Genomic DNA, 17,965 nt, shown 5'->3' with positions numbered 1-17,965 from the left:
CACATTTGAGTTATTAATAGCCTGGGCTATTGCATATGCACTGCTCTGGGAGTGTCCCTTTTCGATAACATATGCACCAAAATTAGTACCAGGATTCCTCATGTTCTGATTTAATGCCCTCGTTACATAGGGCGTTACGTTTAAGCGAAATCCATTTATAGCAATTGATCCATCGGCAATAGCTGCTACATTTTTACCACTTTTTAATTTTAAGCCTCCACCAAATTCATTTGTGAGTCCAATGTGATCTGTGTGCAGGTTTGAGGAAAGATTTATCTGAATTTTGTTTGCACTTGATGTATTGGGGCCTACCTGAAATATGGTCGTGCCTGTTGATCCATCCAGTAGTTTTAGCCCGTTAAACTCAGCAGTATCCACAATTCTATCAAGTTCTGATAGTTTTTGCTGGTATTCCTGATTGAGGTCTTCTCTGTCAGAATCTGTTAGAGCATTTGATGCCTGAACAGCAAGCTCCCTCATTCTCTGCAGGATATTAGACATCTCTTCCATGTTACCTTCTGCTGTCTGCATCATTGAGATACCATCATATGCATTTCTAATTGCCTGGTTAAGTCCTCTGATCTGGGCAGTCATCCTTTTTGAAATAGATAGTCCTGCTGCATCATCTGCAGCTGAATTGACCCTAAGGCCCGTAGATAGCCTGAGCTGGTTCTTGGCCAGGGCATCTGATGCCAGCCTGAGGCTATTTTGGGCTATTAATGATGATATATTTGTGTTAATTGTAAGAGCCATATCATGTCCCCCTTTTCTCTTATTGGTGGGAAAATTTTTCTTTAGTTTTTAAATAAGCAACTAACATGCCAACTGTCTTTTTTCTGGGTTAATAAGCCAACCATGAAAAATTTATTTTTTGGTGGAAATGCCTTGCAAAAATATGGTATGGATTTAGCATGATCTAGCTAAACGAAGGAGGATTTTGATGATTGAAGGAGTTATCTCTGATATAAAATCTCTTGCACAGGAGAGGCCTTTGATAACCAGCGAAGTCTTTAAGTTAAATGACTTATATGGTCATGCCTGTATTTTGAAAAAATATGCCAGATTAAAGGAGTCCTACCAAATAAAGGGAGTTTTAGAACATGCGGCAATGGTATTTGATCACGTGTGGCCAAATGATCTGGCTGTACCATTTCCTGCCCATTTTGTGTTTAGCCACCATAGGTTTCCCTTTTTAAGGCAAGTTACAAACAAGGCACTTTTTGCCATTGGACCATCTATTCACTATGCTGAACCTCTTTTTTCAGAGGGAGAACTTGAAGAGATTAAAAAGGCCTTGGGAAAGACACTACTGGTTTTTTTACCCCATTCTTCCCGTTCATTAGTATTTAAATATGACTACCATGAAATTTTGTCCTATTTAAAAGAATTTGAAAAAGATTTTGATAACATACTCATATGTGTTGCCTGGCGAGATGTTCTCTTAGATTTTGAAAGACCTTTTGTATCAAAAGGATATACCTGTGTTACTGCGGGTCATGTTCATGACAGAAATTTTCTACCAAGGCTGAAGACATTAATATTGATTTCTTCTCATACCATGTCCTTTAATTTCGGATCCCATATAGGTTTTTGTATTTACTTAAATAGACCTCACTGGGTCATAGGTCTTAAAAAGACAGAAGTTGAAGGACCTGAGGAAATAAAAAAGCTCTCTACCTACAGAGGAGGACCCGTGGGAACAGGTCAATCTAAATATTTTCTCGACTTTTTTAAGGAGCCCATGGATGATATAACATCTAAGCAAAAGGAATTAGTAGAATTCTATTGGGGGATTTCCGATATAAAAACTCCTAAAGAACTTAGTGATATTTTTCAATCTACAGAAGATATGTTCAATAATAGATATTTTCCGTCTAACAAAAGGGATCCAATATTTTTATGTCAAATTTTTGACTATCTTGTTCAGGGTAAGGTTGAAAAGGCGAAGCTCCTGCTTAACTGGGCAAAGAAGATAAACTTTTATCCTGCATGGATTTATTATGTTCAGGCCCTGATTATGGTTCAGGAGGGAAATGTACAGGAGCTTGAAAAACTTATTAGTTATCTTGAAAAATACGGGGGAATTTTTGAAGAGCAGTCACAATTTTTATTGCAATTTAGTAAAAAGGTTGGTTTTTCTAAAAAAATATTAGAAAGGCTATTTAGTATGTATCCCAGACCTCAATTTTATCAACATACAAAGATGAATTTGCCATGGAAGAGGGAGGCAATATGAAAGTTGTACATTTAAGTAGTGTAGATTTTTGGGAACAGGGACTTCTAGCATACAGGATCCACAAAGGAGTGGAAAAACACGGTGTGGACTCTGTTTTCATTACTTTTCTAAAAAGTTCTGGAGATCCATCGGTTAAAGTAATTATCAGGGATCCTGTTTTCAAACAAAAAATAAAGCTGGTAGATAATATGACCCATAACATCCCTCCTCTTCTTGCCGATATATTGTCTCAATGGAGAAATAAACTTGGTATGAAATTAATGGAATGTGAAGGTGAAGTTACTTTTTCTCTTCCAGATCCTGATGTGGATCTCGGCGCATTAGAACAGGTTCAGGATGCTGATATTATTCATGTTCATTGGACTCCTGGTCTTTTAAACCTGGAAATTGCTCCTTTGTTTTTTTTAGGCAAATCTGTTATATTCACTATATACGATATGTCTTTATTTACAGGGGGCTGCCACTATCCTTTTGATTGTATGGGATATTTGGATGGATGTCTTAACTGCCCTGAAGTATTAGAAGAAGTTCAGCCTTTAATCGCTTCTTTCTGGAGAATCAAAAAGAATATATTTGATTTTATAAATTTTAAAATTGTTGGTCAGAGCACTTTTTTAAAAGATAAAGTAGAAGATATAGGTTTTAAAGATGTAGAAGTTATTTTACCAAATACACCATTTCTAGAATATAAACTCATATCGAAATCCAGAGCTAGAGATATACTTGGAATTGAGCAGGACAAAAATGTAATAATATCAGTTGTTCCATCTGTTGCAAGTAAAAGAAAGAATATAAATACTTTAATTGAAGCAATCCATTTACTTAGAGATAGGAGAGAAATTGTTAGACCTTATGTTATTTTGATAGGTGCTGATTATATTGAAACAGATAGAAAAATAACCTTTCCATTACAACATATTCCATTAGTCCCTAATGAAGAAGTTTTGTCATGGTATTACAGGGCTTCAGATCTATTTGTATCTACTGCTTATTATGATCCTGTTACTATTTATCCACTAGATGCAATGGCCATGGGGGTACCTGTTGTTGGATTTTCCACTACAATGTTGGAAGACTGTATAGATCATAAAATAAATGGATATATCGCAAGAAATAAAGATATAACAGATTTAGCTAATGGAATAAAATATATTTTAAATGAGATAAAAAATAACTTTTCAATTCAAAAAAAGGCCAGAGAAAAAATAAAAAAATATTTTTCATGGGATCAACAAACAAAAAAATATGTGGAATTATATAATAAGATGATTCAAAAAAACGGTATTCCAGATATAGACAGAATGATTAAACTGGCTGAATCATTTTTTGAAAGGGGTGAGAAACATGTAGCCACTAGATTTTTTCATAAACTATATGAAATTAATCCTAAAAATCCATATATTTTAAACAACATAGGAGTAATATACTGGGATGGAGGGAAATATACAAAGGCCATGAGTTATTTTAAAAGTGCTTATGAAATGAAACCAGATGATAAAGATATTAAAGAAAATTATTTTAAGGCTAAAGCTGTAATAGACAGATAATTGAAGGGGGAATTATGATTGTTACCAATGAGTGGATTGAAGGTTATGTATCTGATGTTCCATATACTGCGAATTTCTACTATTATCAGACTCCTGATTTTTTGAATTTATGTATCCTGTTAAAAGGTTATGATCCACCTGATTTAAAAAATGGGTTTAATTTCCTGGAACTTGGATCTGGAATGGGATTTAATTTAAATGTTATGTCTGCCTTATACCCTGAAGGAAACTTTTATGGAATAGACTTTAATCCAGAGCATATCAACTTTTCACAAAAAATCAAAAAGCATGCAGGACTTAAAAATGTAACATTTTTTGAGATGTCTTTTGAAGAGATGGGGGAAAGATTAAATGAATTTCCCATGTTCGACTATATTACCCTTCATGGGATTTTTGCCTGGATATCTCATAAAAATAGAAGGTATATAATAGATATTATCAGACAAAAACTTAAGCCTGGTGGGGTGTGTTTTGTTAGCTATAATGATATGTGTGGGTGGTTCAATCATATACCTTTTCAGAGATTGCTGTTAGATTATTCTAAATTATTTCCTGATATGGGAAGTATTTCCCAAATTAATCTTGGTATAAAGTTGATAAAGAGGCTCCAAAAACTAAGCCCCGCCTATTTTGATTCCCCTTTTATGAGAAAGATGTTAAAAAAATATGAGTCTGGAAATAAAAATTATTTTGCCCATGAATATCTTAACCAGGATTGGGAACCCTTATTTTTTACTGAAGTATTGTCTTATATGTACCATGCCAGAATGAAATATATTAGCCAGGCTGAACCAATTTGGGACATGCCCCGTCTATTTTTAAATGAGGAGCAAGTAAAATTTCTACAACAGCAACGATCTGAATTACTAAGGGAAATATTAAAGGACTATCTGGTTAATATGTCTTTTAGAAAGGATATTTATGTAAAGGGTGGCACAAAAATTCCCACCAAATTATGGAGAGAAAAAACTCAAAATATCAAACTTGTGCTGCGAGTGATTTCTCTTGATAAAAAATATAAAATAGAACTTCCCTACACAAATAAAAACGCAAATCTTAATCCAAAGACCATTGATAGATTAATAGAGATTTTAAGTGAAAAACCTCTCACTATAGGAGAATTGCTTGAGGACAATATATTAAATTTTAAACAAGTTGATGAGTTAATTTCTGTAGTTGTTTTGCTTATGCATTCCAGACTAATTGATATGGTGTTAAGTGAACCAGTAGATAATAAAAATAACTCCTTGAGTTTAAATAAGGTTGTGGCAATGGAGGCCAGGTATTTTAATACTATAAGATTTTTTTGCATACCTTCTAGTAGATCAGCTGTGGGTGTAGATCTTATAAATAGACTTGTTTATGATGCCCTGATAAATGCCAGAATAAAAGATATAGATACAGTTATCTCCCATGTAAAGGAATATTTAGAGGGCAGGGTCACAGAGGGAGTAAATGAGGAAGATATAGAAAGAGAAGTGATAAATTGTATTGAGAACACCATACCACAATGGATAAGGTTAGGTATTATAGAGAAAAATGTTTTAAGTTAGTTAAATGGAGTAATAGAGATGGAGAAAAAAAATGTAGAGATCAGATCCATAGAAGATAGGTTAGAGGCTGCCAGATCTTATCATCGCGCAGGGAATTTAGTTAGAGCTGAAGAAGAGTACAGAAAAATACTCGAAGAGCAACCCCATAATCCAGAAGCCACCCATCTAATGGGACTTCTGGCACTGCAGATGGGTAAGCTAGAGATTGCTGAACATTTTTTTAATACTGCTATAAAGCTGGATAATACTAAACCTGAATATCTTGTTAATTTAGGTGTAGTATTTTATTTAAAAGGTGCCTTTAAAGAAGCAAAAGAACTCTTTAAAAAAGCTATATCAATGGATGAATCTTATTTGGAAGCATATGCAAATTACGGAAAAATTCTGGCAGAAGAAGGAGATTTAGAAGAAGCCAGAAAATATCTGGTCAAAGCAGTTAAACTGGGTGACACAGATCCCAGTACGTTAATTACCCTGGCTGAGGTAAATTTCCGGTTAAAGATGTATAATCGGGCTGAAATGATATGTAAGCAGATTTTTGATCTGGGCATTGATGAAAATCAAGTATATGATATCCTTATTGAATCTTTAATTAAGCAGAACAAGGCAACAGAAGCCATTCCATTTTTAGAGATCATGCTTAAGAGAACTAAATTCCATGAAAAATATAAAAAGATGTTAGAAGAGATATACAGGCAAACTGGCTTTTCTGAAAATTAGAAAATTTGTTTAAAAAGTGAGGATTGTTATGGTCTTGAAAATTTCTGGTAAGGAAGTCATCAATGGTGAAGAGATAGATAGGGAAATAACTAACTTATTACTTAAAGGAGAAAGGTATCAGCTTGAAGGGAAATTTTCAGAAGCTGAAGAAATTTATAGAGAGATTTTAAAGAGAGATCCTCAAAATAGTATTGCCTACCATCATCTGGGAATCATGGCCCTACAGGGTGGACAAAATGATCTAGCTGGAATCTTTTTAAAGGCAGCTTCTGACCTTGATCCTGAAAATGTTAGATTCTTAATAGACCTTGGCACTGCTTATTTCTCTAATCAAAAGCTTCTGGAGGCAACCAGGATTTACAAAAAGGCATTGGAATTGGAACCTGAAAATTTTGAGGCACTTTTCAATCTTGGGACAGTCTATCTTGAGAGAGAGATGTTCGATGAGGCAATAAGGTATTTTGATAAGGCTGTTGTTTTAATGCCTTATGATCCCAGAGCTTTTATAAAACTCTCCTACTCTCTTGTTCAACTGGGAAGATATGAAGAAGCCGAAGAAATTGCAAAAGCTGCATATGTTCTAAAACCTAAAACAAAAGAAGATTTGTTTATTTTAATGGATACTTTTTTAGAACTAAATTCTCCATGGTATGCAATACCCCTTGGTAAGATGTTGATAGAAAAAGATCCTGCAAATGTCAGTTTTAGAGCAAAACTCTCAAATTCTTACAGCATGGCAGGAGTTGTATGTAAGGCAGAAGAAGAAGCAAGACGTGCCCTTAACCTGGCACCCAGGATTCCAGGCCTATATCGTCTGCTTGCACAGGCAATGATGACATGTACTGGTTGGGATGAAGCCTTAGAAGTGGTTGAAGAAGGCTTAAAACTAGATCCTGAAAATGACCTACTTCTTCTTCAGAAGGCTGCAATTTTTGAGAAAAAAGGATGGAATAAGGAGGCCTTTTATATAGTAAAAGAATTTTTTACTGGAAAGAGAGGTAACTATCCCCAGGCCGTTACCTTACTGGCTATTTTGTGTAAAAAGTTTAAGGCTGAAAAAGAGGGAATTGATGTCTTACGGGAGGTATTAGAAAATAAAGGCCTTGGACAGGGGTACATTTGTTCTGTAAAATTTACCCTTGCTGAGTTATATGAAGCCATTGGAGAATATGACAGGGCATTTGAAGCATTAAAAGAGGCTAATGATCTTGTCCCAAGGGTTTATGATAGAGAAAGAGAAGAAGAATATTTTTCCAGGTTAAAGAACATATTTACAAAAGAATTTTTTGAAAAGGCAAAAAGATCCTCAATAAAAACTGTAAAACCTATATTTATTGTGGGCATGCCAAGGTCTGGAACATCCTTAACAGAACAGATACTGGCAACACATCCTGAGGTCTTTGGCGCTGGAGAACTGGCAAAAATGGGGGAAATAGCAACAAGTTTGCCTGGCTGGCTTGAGAAAAACATTCCCTTTCCAGAAATTGTCTTAGAACTAAATGAAGATGTGTTAAATAAGGCTGCGCAGGAGTATCTGGATTTTATTGATTCATTAAGCGGGGGAGTATTTTTGCATGTAACAGATAAGATGCCTCAAAATTTTGTATATATGGGACTTATGGCCCTGGTATTTCCAGAGGTTAAGATAATTCACTGCAAGAGGAACCCCTATGATACATGCCTTTCCAATTATTTTCAGCATTTTGCAGCGGCAGGACTGTCATTTGCCTATAACCTTGAAGACTTGGGACATTACTACCGTCTATATCTTGATATAATGCAGCACTGGAGAGAGGTACTCCCCGTTAAATTCTATGAAAGTCAATATGAAGACCTGGTCAATAATCCAAAAGAGAAGGTAAGAGAGCTGCTTGAGTTCTGTGGGCTGAGTTGGTATGAAGGGTGTCTTGAATTCCATAAGACAAAAAGAGATGTTAAAACCGCAAGTTATGATCAGGTAAGAAAACCATTATATAAGAAATCTGTGGCAAGATGGAAAAGATATGAAAAATACCTAGAACCGCTTAGAAAGGTGCTTGAAGCAGATGATTTACCTGGACTATCCCTAAAGCAGGCAGGAATCATTATTGATTACGAATCAGGGAGGTCCAAATAATATGCTTAACAACTGAAAATAAGGTAATTATTTAATAAGGAACAAATAATGAAAAAAGTAGCATTTATAAACAGGGAAAAAGAACTTAAGTTCTTAAAGGAATGGATAGAATCTGAACCCAATGCAATACTATTTTTATATGGACCTAAAAGTGGAGGAAAGACCACTTTGATCTATAAATTTATTGATTTACTAGATAGGAATAAATATGAGATCAAAGATTTTAATTTGCGCAAATATGTAATATCTAGCTACAGAGATTTTTTGAGTGTATTTTTTGGGATAGACTTTAGTAAGTCCAAAGAAGATGTAAAAGAAAAAAGGCAATATAACCTCAGGGTCTTTAAATTGGATGTAGAAGTTTATAAAGGGCTCCAAAATTTTGAATATGATGCCTTTGAGATAATGGAAAAAGAATTGTTAAATATAAAGGAAGAAGGTAAAAAGCCCATTATTTTAATAGATGAGCTTCAGGCTTTGGAAGATATTTATATTAATGGACAGAGGGAATTAATAAAAGAGGTATTTAATTTCTTTATTGCAATGACGAAAGAGTCTCATCTATGTCATGTGATTGTTGCTAGTAGTGATGGATACTTTATTGAAAAGATTTATACCCATTCTAAACTTTCAAAGACTTCAAAACTATTGGAAATAGACTATCTTGATAAGGACTCTGTTTATTATTGGTTAAAAAATCTAGATAAGGAAAATAATATAAACACCTATTCTTTAACTGATGAACAAATAGATATAATCTGGAAAAAACTTGGAGGCAGTATCTGGGAAATTGATGATATTCTTCAAACTATGATTTTATACGCAAAAGACGGAAAAATAAAAACAGAGGATCTTGTAGCTGAATTAAATAAAATAATCCATGCAAACTATATAAGGCTTATAGAATATAGACCTATTTATTATAAAAAAGAACTTTTCTTAGATATTGCATCCATATTTTCTGAGAAAGAATATTTCACGTTAACTGATTTATCTCAAAAATATAATGAGATCAAACTCATGGATGAGCTAGGAAATCTGGTAAGGTTAAATTATCTTTACTATAATCCAATGACAGGCGAATACAAACCCCAGGGCAAAAGCTTTTACTGGGCTTATATCAAATATGGAAAGGAAATTAGCTGCTAATATACAAATATTAAAATTTGATGTGGTGATTGTAGGTACTGGTTTTGCTGGCCTAGAAGCTGCCTATGGAGCACTCAGTGTTAAAGGCAAAACAAGCATTGCCATTGTATCTCTTCAAAAAGGGCCATCAGGTTCATCTTTTCAAAATCACAATAAGAGGGTAGGCATTCAGATCCCCTTAGCTACAGAAGAAAAAGAATACTTCATAAAAAGGGCTATTGATATAGGCTCTCCTGGATGTGTAACTAAAGAGTTAGTTTCTATATTGATGGAAGATATTGATGAAAGATTTTATGAAATTAAAAAAATTGGAATAGATTTTTTACAGGATAAAAATGGTAATTTATTAAAGTTTAAAGGATGTTTCTTACCAGAGAAAAATAGCGCTATTGTAATTTCTGATTTAAATGGGGCTTATAATAAACTTTTTAATCGCATCAAAGATAAAGTTACATTTTTACGAGAAATATGCATCTTCAAGATTTTTGTTGATAAGGCAGCTAATAAATTACTTGGCATACTTGGATATGATTTAAGTAGTAAAACCTATGTAGCTATTAAAACTAGGACATTGATATTTTGTGCTGGCGGAGTTGCATCCTTATTTTATGACAATATAGCATGGCAGCATCCATTCTCTGGTATAAGCCTGTCAGTTCTCAAAGATGCAGGGGCTTGTTTAACAAATGAAGGCTTTATTCAGATGCTCTGGTTAAATAGTGAGACATTAGAATTCGTTGTATTTAACACATTTAAAGAAAAAAATACCTTTATTATTCAAGGGGATAAAAAAATTTTGATTCCTTATACAGACTTAATAGAAATGAGAAACACCCATTGTCCAATTGCTTACCGTAAAGAAGATTCAAAGCTGGACCATTTTTTACTTAAAATTATGGATAAAGATGGCCTTAAATTAAAAAGCAGACACGGAATTTTAAACATACGACCCTATGCCCAGGCCCAAAACGGCGGAGCTAAAGTTGACAAATATGCTGAAACCAATGTAAATGGTATATTTACATGTGGAGAGTGTGCCTCTGGAATGCATGGGGCAAATAGAATTGGGGGGGCGATGATTCTCTCATGCCTTGTTTTCGGATATAGGGCAGGAAAATATGCTGCAAAATTTTCTAAAGAAAACATTTTTTTGTCCGATTCTTTATTTATAAAGTTAATAAATGATTTTTTCAGTAAAACAACCCTATTTTGCAATACCCAGGATAAAGAGCATAGTCATTTATTTGAGTTATCAAAATGGTTGTTATTGGGTAGTAAAACTGAACTTTTCAGGTTAAGAGAAGAGGTTGCAGAGTCGATTTTCAGGGAAGTATCTTATATTAATAAATTAAAGTTAAAGAGTTTACAGATTGTGATAGATGGTAGGATGAAGGTTTTAAAAAGAGTGACATAGGAACAACTGGAGCTTTTAAGTGTTCTTGATAAATAAAAATTTTTTAAAACCCACAAAAGATGCAAGAATTATAGCAATATTAGAAAATCTCAGATCAAATCCTGAAATTAGCCAAAATGAATTAGGGAAACGGGTTTTAATAAGTGGAGCAAGGGTCAATTCTTATTTAAAAGAGCTGCAAGAAAAAGGACTTGTAAATCCTGAGCCCATAGATGGAAAGAGGCTTAAATACAAACTCACTCCAATTGGACAGGATATTAGACGAATGATGTTAGGTCAGTATATGGCTGAAATTGTACAGATTTATTCTGGACTAAAAGAAAATATTATAGAAAAACTCCAAGATATAAAAGATAAGGGTTACAAAAAACTTGCCTTTTTTGGAGCATCTTCTACCTGTGAGGTGGTATTGTCATGTTTAAATTGTGTTGATATAAAGGTTATAACTGTTGTGGACAATGACAAAAACAAGCATGGGAATTTAATATTTGGATATGTAATTATGCCTCCTGAGTCATTAAATACTCTGGATTTAGATGGTATATTGATAACATCCTTTGGAAGATATGAAGAAATAAGAGAAGACCTGAAAAAATTTTTAAAAAAAAATATACCTGTATTTAATCTATGAAAAAAACAATAAACTTATCAAGTAGGACAATTGGTGTGAGCTCTCCATGCTTTATTGTTGCAGAGATTGGAAATAATCATCAGGGTAGTTTTGAGCTTGCAGTAAAGTTGATTGAAAAAGCAAAAGAAGCTGGAGCGGATGCAGTAAAATTTCAAAAGAGAGATATTAAGTCGTTAATGACAGATAAATTATATCACACTCCTTACCCTGGAAACAATAGCTTTGGTAAAACATATGGAGAACACAGAGAAATACTTGAGTTGAGCATAGAAGATTTTGCTAAATTAAAGGCCCTGTGCGATGAGATGGGGATTTTATTTTTCGCCTCTATATGGGATGAAAAGAGTCTGGAAGATATTATTAAAATAGGGGTGGAGATAGTTAAAATTTCCTCTGCTGATTTAGTGAACATACCACTTTTAAGAAAAACAGTTAACTATGGTAAGATTATTTTTTTATCTACTGGGATGAGTACGTTAGCAGAAATCAAAGTGGCAGTTGATGAACTTAAAAGTAAAGATGTAGATTTTGTATTATTGCATTGTAATAGCTCTTATCCGTGCCAGTACGAAGAGGTAGCATTACCAGTTATTAAACGATTAATGGATGAGTTTCAATGTTTAGTTGGATATTCTGGGCACGAAATAGGTATTTATCCAGCTATTGCATCTATATGTTATGGTGCGTGTGTTGTTGAAAAACATTTTACACTTGATAAAAATATGCCTGGAAGCGATCACTCTATATCATTGACTCCAGATGAGATGAAGGAACTTGTAAAGGGAATAAGATCCATAGAAAAGTCAGTTATGATTAAAGAAAAAAAAGTATTTGATGGAGAAAAAAATAGTATTATAAAACTCAGAAAAAGTATTGTTGCTGCAAAAAACATAAAAAAAGGTGATATGCTAACAGAAAATAATATAACTGTTAAGTGTCCAGGGACTGGCTTATCTCCTATGTATTGGGATTATGTAATAGGTAAACAGGCAAATAAAGATTTTAATAAAGACGAATTCATATTTCTGAATGATTTAATATGAATATATTAATGATAGCAATAAATGATCCTGCGGGAACAGCTATTAATTTTACAAATGCAATCAATAGATATAGTGAACACAAATGTAGGCTTATAACTAAAGAGATAAGATATAATTTTATGTATGAAAAGGATATTCATATTCCTTGGATTAAACATCAAAGCGAATGGGATGAGATTGAAGAGCTTTTAAAAAAAAGTGATGTATTACATTTTCATATGACTGCAGATGAAGATATTGAAATTGGTCCTTTTAAGGTAAAAGATTACATAAAAGGGAAAATGATAGTACACCACCATCATGGACATCCTGATTTTAGATCAAATCCTGCAAAATATAGAGAGAAATACAAAGAAAAAAAACGAAATAAACTCCTGGTAAGTACACCAGATTTAATAAAACTTCTTCCAGAAGCAAGATGGCAACCTAACCTAATTCCAATAACTAATGAGTTATACAAACCTATACCAAAGGACACAAAAAAAATAAAAATTTGCCATTCTCCTACAAGAAGAAAATTGAAAAACACGAAATTATTTATTAACATAATGAATGAGCTAATAAAGGATGGTTTTCTTGTTGAAATGGAGCTTATTGAAAATACAAAGCATACAGAATGTTTAGAAAGAAAAAGGAGATGCCATATACTGTTTGATCATCTGCAGGGATATTATGGGGTAAGCAGTTTAGAGGGATTATCTCAGGGACTTTGTGTGGTTGCTGGGATAGATAGTTGGTGCAAGAAGCATCTTGATGAGTTTTCTAAGGGCATGCCTTTGCCCTGGCTTATAAGCAATGAAGCGGATCTTTATAATGATTTAAAGAAGCTTGTGATGGATAGAGATTTATTAAAAGAGCGTTCTAACTATTCAAGGATTTTTATGGAAAAAGTGTGGGATGACAAAAGATTAGTTAGAATGTTAATTGATTTTTATAATAATTGATATATGAGAAAAATTTTTAAAATGATAGACAGTATTGTATTTTTACATATTCCTAAAACTGGAGGAACTACATTAACCGATTTTATTATTAAATCGTTAGGACTTAAAAGTGAAGAAATATTTAATTGTGGACAACAAGCTAGAACTCATATAGAAGGTAACATAAAATTTATTAAGTTAAATTCAAAAGAAAAAAAGAAATTTAAATTTGTGTGTGGTCATGTTGAAATATCATTAATAAAACAAATTAATTATCCAATCTTATCCCTTACTATTTTAAGGGAACCAGTAGATAGAATTGTTTCTATGTATTATTATATAAGAAGTAATAAAAATCATCATCTACATAGTCTTTTAGTTAATAATAAAATGTCTATCAGTGACTTTGTTAAATCTGGCTGCTGGATTGAAATTAATAATGGTATGGTTAGGAGATTATCTGGTGGTTTGAATATTCCGTATGGTAAATGTAACCTTAAGATGCTAGAAATTGCAAAATACAATTTATTAACAGCTATAAATCTATTTGGTTTTCTAGAATACTTTGATGAGTTTGTGTCCCTTTTGGGAAAATTATTGGATATATCCCAAATAAAATACTCAAGAAAAAATGTTACAAGAGGAAGAAAAAAAATTGAGGAAATTGATGAAAGTGACATAAATATAATCAAGTACTATAATCCTTTAGATATTTCATTATACAATTGGGCAAAAGAGGTATATAATTCAAAAATAAAAATTTTTTCAGAGTTATATTAATTAGATTTGGTTTTGTTTACTCAATTTAATTACAGGAAATTAACATGAACTACAAATTTATAGGTTTTGATACTAATAGATGCTGGGATTATGAAAATGGATTTTATCTTACATCTCATATTACCAGAATATCAAAATTAATTGCACAATATGAACTCTATAAATCTATAATTCATCTTCCTGGAGATGTTATAGAATGTGGAGTATTTAAGGGATGTTCTTTTATAAGATTTTGTACATATAGAGAAATACTCGAAAATCCCTATTCCAGAAAAGTAATAGGGTTTGATACATTTGGTAAGTTTCCAAGACAAAATAAACATGAAGCAGTATTTGCGAAAAATTGGGAAAATGATGCTGGGCAATCCATATCAAAAGATGAACTGGATAGGGTCTTACAATTTAAAGGATTTAAAAACTATGAATTAATTGAAGGAGATATTGAAGATACTGTTCCAAGGTACGCAACCACTCATCCTGCACTAAAAATAGCTCTACTCCATATTGATGTGGATATTGCAAGACCATGCAAAATCATTTTACGGCACCTTTACAAATGTGTAGTTAGAGGAGGATTAATAATTTTTGACAATTATGGGGTTATACATGCTGAAACAGCTGCAATTGATGAGTTTTTTAAAGATATGGATGTAAAACTAAAAAAAATGCCCTTAAGCCATGTACCAGCATATTTAGTGAAGGAATAAATATGAGCCAAAATGATTATCCTTTAGTTTCAATTGTGGTTCCTACTTATAATCAAGCAAGATATCTTCCTATTGCCCTGGATAGTGTTATGTTTCAGGAATATCGAAACATAGAAATCATCATTTGTAACCATGGATCTACAGATAACACCTCTGAGGTCATCAAAGGATTTTTAGAAAATGTAACACATGAAAGAGTAAGCTATTTAAAATATTATGATGATAAAAATAAAAAATTTATTAGAGAATGGGAATACAGATATCCTCAAAACAGGATAATCAAGGTTTTTGAAGGGAAAGAAAATATTGGAGCTCCTGCTTCTTATAATATAGGTTTTAAAAATGCCTCTGGTAAATATTGTATGTATCTTGTTGCAGATGACTATTTAATGCCAAATGCAATCCAGGAGATGGTCTGGATATTGGAAAACAAAAAAGTAGATGTAGTATATGCTGATATGTTTGTAGTTGACCATAATGGACGTATTTTACAACGTCTATCTAAACCTGATTGGTCTTTTCAGTTATGTCTTGCAAACTGGTATCATTTAGGAGTGTGTAGGTTATATAAAAAAAAACTACATGATATATGTGGATATTATAATGAAAAATATAGAAATGCCCATGACTACGATATGTTTCTGAGATTTGCCATGTCAGGTGCAAAATTTTTTCATATAAAGAAGGTATTGTATTGTGTTAGAAAACACGATCCTGAAAATCCAAATGAGCCAGCTGCCTGGCGAGATAATGGTTATGAAAACTTGTTAAAGGAAAGCGTAGAGTGTGCTATTAGAGCTAGGAAATTTAAAAAGTTCAATAAATAGAGAGGTGCTACGTGAATCTTTGTGTAATTGGCTTAGGAAAACTTGGATTATGTACTGCCTGTTGCTTTGCCAGGGCAGATTATAAAGTTTATGGAATAGATATAAATGAAGATTTAATAGCAAATATAAATAAAAAACAGATTCCTTTTTTTGAACCTGACCTGGAAAAATTATTAAAAGAAGTCTATCATAACCTATTTATTTCTTCTGAATTTGATGTTGGTGTTTTAAATTCTGATGTTATTTTTATAATCGTTCCTACCCCATCAAACACCGATGGTTCTTTTTCTAACAAATATATACTAAAGGTTTTTGATAGTATTGGTCCAATTATCAAAAAAAGAAAAGATTATACTGTGATAGTTATAGTCAGTACTGTCATGCCTCTAGCAGGAGAACAGGAATTAATTCCACATTTGGAACATGTAACAGGGAAAAAAATAGGTAAAGATTTTGGTTACGTATATAATCCCGAATTTATAGCAATTGGGTCAGTTATAAGAGATTTTTTAAATCCTGACATTGTGTTAGTTGGAGAATATGACAATAGATCAGGAGATATAATTGAGGCTATATATAAAAAAGTCTGTGATAATTCACCTTACATAGCAAGAACCTCTATTATTAATGCTGAGGTGGCAAAATTATCCATTAACTGTTTTTGCACTATGAAAATAAGTTTTGCAAATTTTTTAGGTGAATTATTAAGTGAAATTCCAAAGGCAAATGCCAGGGAAATTACTACTATCATTGGTCAGGATTCTCGAATTGGGACTAAATATATTTCCCCAGGTCTTGGTTTTGGTGGTCCTTGTTTCCCCAGAGATAATGAGGCATTTATAAATTTTGCTTCAAGGTATGGAAAAAAAGCGGTTCTTCAAAAGGCAGTAGTGGAGATAAATAGAATGCAACCTAAAAGAGCAGTTGAAAAGATTTTAAAAGAGATAAACAAAATTAATTCTAAAGTTACAGTAAGTTTGTTGGGTCTTGCCTATAAACCAAATACCTATTTAACAGAGAGATCTCAACAAGTTGAGGTTGCAAAGGCTCTGTTAAGTTGTGATAAGATTCATCAGTTAAAGGTCTATGATCCCCTGGTGGATTTAAATCTAGGGTGGGATAAATGTCAGTCATTAGAAGAGTGTGTTAAAAATTCTGACGTAATAGCTATTCTTACACCATATCCACAATTTTTGGATACAAATTCGTGGAAGTCATTATTAAAGCCTAATGCAAAAATAGTAAATTTTTGGTAGTGGATGTGTTGGAAATTGTTATTATTATAGGAGCATAACATGAAAAAAGTTTTAGTATTAGGAGCAGGAGGTTTTATTGGATCTCACCTCGTTAAGAGGTTAAAGAAGGGGGGCTATTGGGTCAGAGGTGTAGATCTAAAATATCCTGAATTTTCTGAGACTCAAGCAGATGATTTTATCATTGGAGACCTTAGAGATAAATATGTATGCAACTATGCAATTGATCAAAGATTTGACGAAGTATATCAACTTGCAGCTGACATGGGTGGTGCAGGTTATGTTTTTACAGGAGACAATGATGCTGATATAATGCATAATTCAGCTATGATAAACTTAAATATCTTAGATAGCTGTTATAAGAGAAATATAAAAAGAATTTTTTACTCTTCATCTGCCTGTGTTTATCCAAAATACAATCAAATGGATCCAGAAAATCCAAAAACATCAGAAGATTCAGTATATCCTGCTGATCCTGATAGTGAATATGGCTGGGAGAAACTCTTTAGTGAGAGATTGTATCTTGCCTATCACAGAAATTATGGAATGGAGGTTCGTATTGCCAGGTATCACAATATATATGGACCTGAAGGGGCATGGACTGGTGGCAGGGAAAAGGCCCCTGCAGCTATTTGTAGAAAAGTGGCTCTAGCTAAATTAAAAGGTGAAGATTTTATAGAAATTTGGGGGGATGGGAAACAAACAAGGTCTTTTTTGTATATTGATGACTGTTTGGATGCAACTCTGCTTTTAATGAGATCAAACTGGACTGGTCCTGTTAATATTGGTTCAGAAGAAATGGTCACAATAGATGAACTGGCGAAATTAGCTATGGATATTGCTGGTGTTAAATTAAAGATTAAGCACATTAATGGTCCTCTGGGTGTCAGGGGTAGAAGCTCTGACAACAGATTGATACAATCCAGGTTAGGGTGGAATTATAAATATAGCTTAAAAAAAGGACTCAAAGAGACATATTATTGGATCGAAAAAGAAATTAAGTGTAAATATGAGTAAATACATATTACGGCTATTTAAAATCCAACAGTAAATAAAAATTTATAGA

General features: G+C 33.0%; 16 protein-coding genes. 15 read left to right on the top strand and 1 reads right to left on the bottom strand.

Annotated features, from left to right (window positions below; all coding sequences use genetic code 11):
- On the bottom strand, positions 1 to 753 hold a 753-nt coding region (locus tag ACYQ0O_RS11245), incomplete at its 3' end, for a flagellin N-terminal helical domain-containing protein (RefSeq protein ID WP_075069762.1).
- Positions 754 to 940: 187 nt separating this feature from the next.
- Between ACYQ0O_RS11245 and ACYQ0O_RS11240 the strand changes: the two genes are divergently transcribed.
- From ACYQ0O_RS11240 to ACYQ0O_RS11170, 15 genes are read left to right on the top strand one after another with little or no spacing between them, the layout of a single operon-like run.
- A complete protein-coding gene (locus tag ACYQ0O_RS11240; RefSeq protein ID WP_459893106.1) occupies positions 941 to 2,236 on the top strand; it encodes a hypothetical protein in 1,296 nt (431 codons plus the stop codon).
- Positions 2,233 to 3,783: a glycosyltransferase gene (locus ACYQ0O_RS11235; RefSeq protein WP_459893103.1), complete on the top strand. Its 1,551-nt coding sequence runs from the start codon at positions 2,233 to 2,235 to the stop codon at positions 3,781 to 3,783. The genes ACYQ0O_RS11240 and ACYQ0O_RS11235 overlap by 4 nt, the downstream gene beginning before the upstream one ends.
- A gap of 14 nt (positions 3,784 to 3,797) precedes the next feature.
- A complete protein-coding gene (locus ACYQ0O_RS11230) occupies positions 3,798 to 5,336 on the top strand; it encodes a class I SAM-dependent methyltransferase (RefSeq protein ID WP_459893101.1) in 1,539 nt (512 codons plus the stop codon).
- 18 nt (positions 5,337 to 5,354) lie between these two features.
- Entirely contained in the window at positions 5,355 to 6,056 is a 702-nt protein-coding gene (locus ACYQ0O_RS11225) for a tetratricopeptide repeat protein (RefSeq protein WP_459893099.1), read from the top strand.
- A gap of 28 nt (positions 6,057 to 6,084) precedes the next feature.
- Positions 6,085 to 8,172: a tetratricopeptide repeat-containing sulfotransferase family protein gene (locus tag ACYQ0O_RS11220; RefSeq protein WP_459893097.1), complete on the top strand. Its 2,088-nt coding sequence runs from the start codon at positions 6,085 to 6,087 to the stop codon at positions 8,170 to 8,172.
- A 48-nt stretch (positions 8,173 to 8,220) separates the two neighbouring features.
- Complete coding sequence (locus ACYQ0O_RS11215; RefSeq protein WP_459893095.1) at positions 8,221 to 9,321, top strand: ATP-binding protein; 1,101 nt, start codon at positions 8,221 to 8,223, stop codon at positions 9,319 to 9,321.
- A complete protein-coding gene (locus tag ACYQ0O_RS11210; protein WP_459893093.1) occupies positions 9,299 to 10,735 on the top strand; it encodes an FAD-binding protein in 1,437 nt (478 codons plus the stop codon). Before ACYQ0O_RS11215 ends, ACYQ0O_RS11210 begins: the two co-directional genes overlap by 23 nt.
- Positions 10,736 to 10,754: 19 nt before the next feature.
- Entirely contained in the window at positions 10,755 to 11,366 is a 612-nt protein-coding gene (locus tag ACYQ0O_RS11205) for a MarR family winged helix-turn-helix transcriptional regulator (protein ID WP_459893091.1), read from the top strand.
- Positions 11,363 to 12,409, top strand: a complete 1,047-nt coding sequence (locus ACYQ0O_RS11200) for an N-acetylneuraminate synthase family protein (RefSeq protein WP_459893089.1) — start codon at positions 11,363 to 11,365, stop codon at positions 12,407 to 12,409. The genes ACYQ0O_RS11205 and ACYQ0O_RS11200 overlap by 4 nt, the downstream gene beginning before the upstream one ends.
- Positions 12,406 to 13,353, top strand: coding sequence for a glycosyltransferase family 1 protein (locus ACYQ0O_RS11195; RefSeq protein ID WP_459893087.1), 948 nt, complete (start codon positions 12,406 to 12,408; stop codon positions 13,351 to 13,353). The genes ACYQ0O_RS11200 and ACYQ0O_RS11195 overlap by 4 nt, the downstream gene beginning before the upstream one ends.
- Before the next feature lie 21 nt (positions 13,354 to 13,374).
- Positions 13,375 to 14,112, top strand: a complete 738-nt coding sequence (locus tag ACYQ0O_RS11190; RefSeq protein ID WP_459893085.1) for a sulfotransferase family 2 domain-containing protein — start codon at positions 13,375 to 13,377, stop codon at positions 14,110 to 14,112.
- Between the two features lie 44 nt (positions 14,113 to 14,156).
- Positions 14,157 to 14,819 (top strand): TylF/MycF/NovP-related O-methyltransferase, encoded by a 663-nt coding sequence (locus ACYQ0O_RS11185; protein ID WP_459893083.1) that lies wholly within the window; start codon positions 14,157 to 14,159, stop codon positions 14,817 to 14,819.
- Between the two features lie 2 nt (positions 14,820 to 14,821).
- Positions 14,822 to 15,646, top strand: coding sequence for a glycosyltransferase (locus tag ACYQ0O_RS11180; RefSeq protein WP_459893081.1), 825 nt, complete (start codon positions 14,822 to 14,824; stop codon positions 15,644 to 15,646).
- 11 nt (positions 15,647 to 15,657) lie between these two features.
- The gene (locus ACYQ0O_RS11175; protein ID WP_459893079.1) at positions 15,658 to 16,902 is read left to right on the top strand and encodes a nucleotide sugar dehydrogenase; all 1,245 of its coding nucleotides are present in this window, start codon (positions 15,658 to 15,660) and stop codon (positions 16,900 to 16,902) included.
- A 39-nt stretch (positions 16,903 to 16,941) separates the two neighbouring features.
- Positions 16,942 to 17,916, top strand: coding sequence for an NAD-dependent epimerase/dehydratase family protein (locus ACYQ0O_RS11170; protein WP_459893077.1), 975 nt, complete (start codon positions 16,942 to 16,944; stop codon positions 17,914 to 17,916).
- Positions 17,917 to 17,965 lie beyond the last annotated feature (49 nt).

It is taken from the genome of Desulfothermus okinawensis JCM 13304 (assembly GCF_054654515.1).
This window is presented reverse-complemented; position numbering and strand designations above follow the sequence as displayed.

Excerpts from the sequence above, each read along its gene's own strand:
- ACYQ0O_RS11240 (WP_459893106.1), top strand. The coding sequence starts at position 941 with ATGATTGAAGGAGTTATCTCTGATATAAAATCTCTTGCACAGGAGAGG.
- ACYQ0O_RS11235 (WP_459893103.1), top strand. The coding sequence starts at position 2,233 with ATGAAAGTTGTACATTTAAGTAGTGTAGATTTTTGGGAACAGGGACTT.
- ACYQ0O_RS11230 (WP_459893101.1), top strand. The coding sequence starts at position 3,798 with ATGATTGTTACCAATGAGTGGATTGAAGGTTATGTATCTGATGTTCCA.
- ACYQ0O_RS11225 (WP_459893099.1), top strand. The coding sequence starts at position 5,355 with ATGGAGAAAAAAAATGTAGAGATCAGATCCATAGAAGATAGGTTAGAG.
- ACYQ0O_RS11220 (WP_459893097.1), top strand. The coding sequence starts at position 6,085 with ATGGTCTTGAAAATTTCTGGTAAGGAAGTCATCAATGGTGAAGAGATA.
- ACYQ0O_RS11215 (WP_459893095.1), top strand. The coding sequence starts at position 8,221 with ATGAAAAAAGTAGCATTTATAAACAGGGAAAAAGAACTTAAGTTCTTA.
- ACYQ0O_RS11210 (WP_459893093.1), top strand. The coding sequence starts at position 9,299 with ATGGAAAGGAAATTAGCTGCTAATATACAAATATTAAAATTTGATGTG.
- ACYQ0O_RS11200 (WP_459893089.1), top strand. The coding sequence starts at position 11,363 with ATGAAAAAAACAATAAACTTATCAAGTAGGACAATTGGTGTGAGCTCT.
- ACYQ0O_RS11195 (WP_459893087.1), top strand. The coding sequence starts at position 12,406 with ATGAATATATTAATGATAGCAATAAATGATCCTGCGGGAACAGCTATT.
- ACYQ0O_RS11190 (WP_459893085.1), top strand. The coding sequence starts at position 13,375 with ATGATAGACAGTATTGTATTTTTACATATTCCTAAAACTGGAGGAACT.
- ACYQ0O_RS11185 (WP_459893083.1), top strand. The coding sequence starts at position 14,157 with ATGAACTACAAATTTATAGGTTTTGATACTAATAGATGCTGGGATTAT.
- ACYQ0O_RS11180 (WP_459893081.1), top strand. The coding sequence starts at position 14,822 with ATGAGCCAAAATGATTATCCTTTAGTTTCAATTGTGGTTCCTACTTAT.
- ACYQ0O_RS11170 (WP_459893077.1), top strand. The coding sequence starts at position 16,942 with ATGAAAAAAGTTTTAGTATTAGGAGCAGGAGGTTTTATTGGATCTCAC.